This window comes from Paracraurococcus ruber (assembly GCF_004353985.1).
GTDB lineage: Bacteria > Pseudomonadota > Alphaproteobacteria > Acetobacterales > Acetobacteraceae > Paracraurococcus > Paracraurococcus ruber.
Map to the genome: position 1 here is coordinate 1 of NZ_SMOA01000374.1, position 4,325 is coordinate 4,325.

A 4,325-nucleotide genomic window follows, 5' to 3' on the forward strand; every position below is an offset into this window, starting at 1 on the left:
GCCCGGCGGCGTCCAGCTCCCGCGCCGCCGCCGCCGCCACCGCGCGGTGCCCGGCCAGCCGCTCCTCCACCCCGGGCAGCTCCTGCGCCGCCTGCTCGACGAGCGGCCGCTGCCCGGCCAGCGCATCCACCGCATCCTGCAGCGCGAGGATGTCCGGGTCGCGCGGCAGCGCCGCAAGCGCGGCGGCGATGCCGGCGATCGCCGCCGCCTCCCGCTCGGCATCCTGGCGGGCGGCGCGCCGCGCCTGGATGGCGGCCTCGAGCGTCTTCGCCGCCTCGGCCGGCAGGCGGGGGGCGCCGGCGACCTGCGCCAGCTGCGCCCGCGCCAGGTCCAGCTCCGCCAGCCGCGGCTTCACCCGGCGGATGCGCTGCAGCCGGTGCTCCTCCCGCGTCAGGGCGGCCAGGTCCTGCTGCGCCGCCTCCAGCGCCGCCAGGATGGCGGCATGGGCGGCCTGCGCCTCCTCCCACTCCTTCGGCCGCACGGCGGCCTCGTCCCGGGCGCGCGCCGCGGCCTGGAAGGAGTCCAGCGCCACATTGAAGGTGCGGGCGCCGCGGCGATCGCCGACCAGCGCCTTGGCCTCCTCGTCCAGCGTCTCCAGCGCGCGGCGCAGATGCAGCACGCCAAGGCCGGCGAGCAGGCTTTCCCCGCTGTCGCCGCCGCTCCGCAGCAGGTCGCGCCCGCCTTCCCGCAGCCGCGCGCCGTCCAGGCCGAAGGCGCGCTCGAACAGGGTGCGGTCGGCGCCGCCGAGGAAGCGGCGCAGCGCCTCCTCCGGCAGCGGCTGCTCCGCCGCGTCGAGCAGCGTGGCCTGGCGGCCCTTGCGGCGCTGGAAGCTGGCGGTGCCGCCGGCCCCGTCCTCGAGCGTGAAGCCGATGCGCAGGTCCTTGGCGGCATGCAGGAAGTCCCGCCCGGTGCGGGCGGGAAAGCCGAACAGCGCGTCGGCGATCGCCTCCAGCGCGGTGGACTTCCCCGCCTCGTTCGGCCCGTGCACCACATGCAGCGCGGCCTCGGCGGGGAATTCCAGGGTCACATCGGTCAGGTGGCCATAGCGCAGCAGGTCGAGGCGGAGCAGCCTCATCCGCCATCCTCCGCCGCGATGGCGCCGGCGGCGACCTGCCAGGCCTCCTCGGCCAGGGCGGCCAGGCCGGCGGCATCCGCCGGCAGGTCCAGCCCGGCCTGCGCCGCGGCCGGCAGCCGGCGACGCAGCGCCAGGAATTCGTCGAGCAGCGCCTGGGCGGTGGCCGGGTCGCCGAGGCCGGCGGCGAAGGCCGCCCGCAGCGGTGCCATCGCTGCGTCCTCCTCCTGCCGCGGCGGGCGGGTGCGGAGCTTCACCGCCTCCACCCACAACGCGCCGCCGGCCGCCAGCGCGGCGGCGCGGCATTCCGCGGCGATCTGCGCGCGGTCCGAGACCAGCGCGCCATGCAGCGGCGTGGTGCCGGAGAGGGTGACGCGGGCCAGCACCGGCCGGTCCTCCGTCCCCGCCAGCGCCGCCTGCACGCCGGCGGCGATGCGGTCATGCAGGCTGGCGGTGTCGGCGCCCTCGGCATCCACCTCCACCGCCGCCCAGCGCAGCACATCCACCGTGCGGTGCTCGACCGCCACCACCCGGCGGTCCTCCACCGTCACCAGGCTGCATCCCTTGGCGCCCGTCTCCCTTGCGTGGCGGCCCTGGATGTTGCCGGGAAAGACCACCCAGGGCCGTTCGCACAGCACCCGCCGGGCATGGATATGGCCGAGCGCCCAGTAGTCGTAGCCCTTGAGCTGCAGGGCGCCGACGCGGCAGGGGGCATAGGTCTCGTGCTCGCCGGGATCCTCGGCCGAGGTGTGCAGCACGCCGATGTTCAGCAGGCCGCGGGTCGGCGCGCAGTAGCCCTCGGACAGATCCTCGGGCACCGCCCGGTTCGGGAAGGAATGGCCGTGCAGCACGATGCCGAGCTCCGGCAGTTCGAAGCTGTCGCATCTGCGGGAGGAGAATTCGCGGAGGTTGGGCGGCGGCGTCAGCGCCCGGGTGATGACCGAGCGGGCATCGTGGTTGCCGCGCAGCAGGAAGCAGGGCCGGTTCAGCCGCCGCATCTGCTCGGCGAAGAAGAGCCCGGTGGAGAAATCCTTCCAGTCGCCGTCATAGAGGTCGCCGGCGATGACGAGGAAGGCCACGTCCTCGGCGATCGCCAGGTCGACCAGCCGGGCGAAGGCCCGGCGGGTGACGTCCCGCAGCAGGTCGGCCGGCAGGTCGCCCCGGGCGGCGAGCCCGGCGAGGGGGCTGTCCAGGTGGATGTCGGCGGCATGCAGGAATTTCACGCGGCCGGCCTTCCCCCAGCGATCCCCGAGGCGACCGCGCCCGGACGACTCGCCGCCTCAGTAGGTGGCGAAGATCCGCGTTATCTCCCCCGGGTCCCGCGTCAGGGTCAAGGCCAAAGCCAGCAGGATCCGGGCCTTCTGCGGCGTGAGGTTGTCGGCCGCAATGAACCCCGCCTCGGCCAGCTTGGTGGTCGGGAAGACCCGGCCGCTGCCGGCGCGGGTGGACTGCACCACCACCACGCCCCTGGCCCGCGCCTCCTGCAGCGCCTCGGCATCCCCCGGTGTCACGAAGCCCGGGGCGAAGCCGGCATTGACGATGCCCTGGGCGCCGGCGGCGGTGAAGGCGCGCACCGCCGTGCCATCGGCATCGGCATGGCTGTAGGCGATGTCGACGCGCGGCAGCGCAGCCAGCTTGCGGATGTCGAACTCGGTGTCCGGCGCCAGCCGGCGCAGCGGCCGGCGGTACCAGGCGAGCCGGTCGCCATCGGCATGGCCGAGGACCCCGACATCCGGGCTGCGGAAGGTCTGCATCCGGCCGGTGGAGGTCTTCGTCACCTCCCGCGCCGCCTGGATCTCGTCGTTCAGCAGCACGAGGGCGCCGAGGCCGCGCGCCTCCTCGCTGGCGGCGACGCGCACGGCGTTCACCAGGTTCAGCCCGGCATCGGTCGAGAGCGCCGAGGCCGGGCGCTGCGAGCCCACCACCACCACGGGCACCGGCACCTTGAGCGTGAGCGAGAGGGCGAAGGCCGTCTCCTCCAGCGACGCGGTGCCATGGCCGATGACGATGCCGGCGAGGCCCGGCATCTCCGCCACCACCTTGTCGCAGAGCAGGACCAGGTCCTGCCATTCCCTGAAGCCGATCTTGGGGGACGGGACGTTGCGGTAGGGCAGCGCCACGACCTCGGCGACCTCCTGCACCTCCGGGAAGCGGTCGAGGATGCCGTCGGCCTGCAGCATCATGCCGCGGGCGCCGTAATTGACCGTGTCGAGCGGGCCGGCGCCGAGCGAGGCGATCGTCCCGCCGGTGCCGATGAAGGCGATCTTCTTCCTCATGCCGCTGCTCTCTCCTCGGCCGGGGCGAAGCCGGCGATGCATTGGTCCACCGTCAGCACGTCGCCGAACTGCAGGTAGAAATGGATCAGGCTGGCGCGGTGCTCCTCATCCGTCACCGCGGCGCAGCCATCGCTGACCATCACCGTGCGGAAGTTCAGCATCATGGCGTCGCGCGCGCTGCTCTCGCAGCAGACATTGGTCACCGTGCCGGTGACGAGCACGGTGTCGAGCCCGCGGGCCCGCAGCCGGTCCGGCAGGTCGGAACCGCCCTGGATGAAGGCGCTGTAGCGGTACTTGCGCACCACCGCGTCGGCCGGCTGCACATCCAGCCCCGGCCAGAGCTGGTTGCCGACCGTCCCCTCGCTCATTGCCGCGGCACGGCGGGCGCGGGCTTCCGGCGTCGCCATCTCCTGCATGATGGACCATTCGGTCTCGCAGCGGGCGTCGAAGGTGTTCTGGATCCAGTACACCGCGCCGCCGGCCCGGCGCAGCGCCCCGGCCAGGCGGTTCACCGCGGGGACGACATGTTCGGCCATCGGGCACCAGGCATGCGCCACGTCCTGCCGCATGAAGCCGTTCTGCAGGTCCACCACCACCAGCGCGGTGCGCCGCGGGTCGAGCCGCGCGAAGGGGTGCGGCGTGCCGCAGCGCGCGGCGACGCGGGCCTGGATGCTCTCGGGGAGCGTGAAGGGATGCATGGGGGCCCTCTCGGCAGGGTGGGCCGGGGCGGCGGTCCTCATCGGCCCGCTCTGGCGGCGGGCGCGCGGCAGGGTAGGGCGCGGCCGCCCGGTTCGGCAACCCGGCGGGGATGGTCCGCGCCGGCATTCGAACCGGATGAGGCACGGGCACGCCGGGCCATGCCGCGCGGGGCAAGCCCGGCTGGAGCGACCGCGGGGCCTGTGCGCCGGGCCGCGCGCCGGCCTCGCCGGGGCGGCGTCCCGGCCTGGTGCCGTGCCGCCGGCCGCGCGCCCTGCCGG

The 4,325-nt window shown here is 74.7% G+C and carries 4 protein-coding genes; all 4 read right to left on the reverse strand.

The window, feature by feature from the left end; genetic code table 11:
- On the reverse strand, positions 1-1,075 hold a 1,075-nt coding region (locus tag E2C05_RS29245; protein WP_158292454.1), incomplete at its 3' end, for an ATP-binding protein.
- Positions 1,072-2,295 (reverse strand): metallophosphoesterase family protein, encoded by a 1,224-nt coding sequence (locus E2C05_RS29250; RefSeq protein WP_133223146.1) that lies wholly within the window; start codon positions 2,293-2,295, stop codon positions 1,072-1,074. The genes E2C05_RS29245 and E2C05_RS29250, both read right to left, overlap by 4 nt.
- A gap of 57 nt (positions 2,296-2,352) precedes the next feature.
- Positions 2,353-3,348 carry an asparaginase gene (locus E2C05_RS29255; protein ID WP_133223147.1) on the reverse strand — a complete coding sequence of 332 codons (996 nt, stop codon included), beginning with the start codon at positions 3,346-3,348 and terminating at the stop codon, positions 2,353-2,355.
- Positions 3,345-4,046, reverse strand: a complete 702-nt coding sequence (locus E2C05_RS29260; protein WP_133223148.1) for an isochorismatase family protein — start codon at positions 4,044-4,046, stop codon at positions 3,345-3,347. The genes E2C05_RS29255 and E2C05_RS29260 overlap by 4 nt, the downstream gene beginning before the upstream one ends.
- Positions 4,047-4,325: the final 279 nt, after the last annotated feature.

What these genes read in the sequence shown, in the direction of transcription:
- E2C05_RS29255 (WP_133223147.1), bottom strand. Translation starts at nt 3,348, where the DNA reads ATGAGGAAGAAGATCGCCTTCATCGGCACCGGCGGGACGATCGCCTCG.
- E2C05_RS29260 (WP_133223148.1), bottom strand. Translation starts at nt 4,046, where the DNA reads ATGCATCCCTTCACGCTCCCCGAGAGCATCCAGGCCCGCGTCGCCGCG.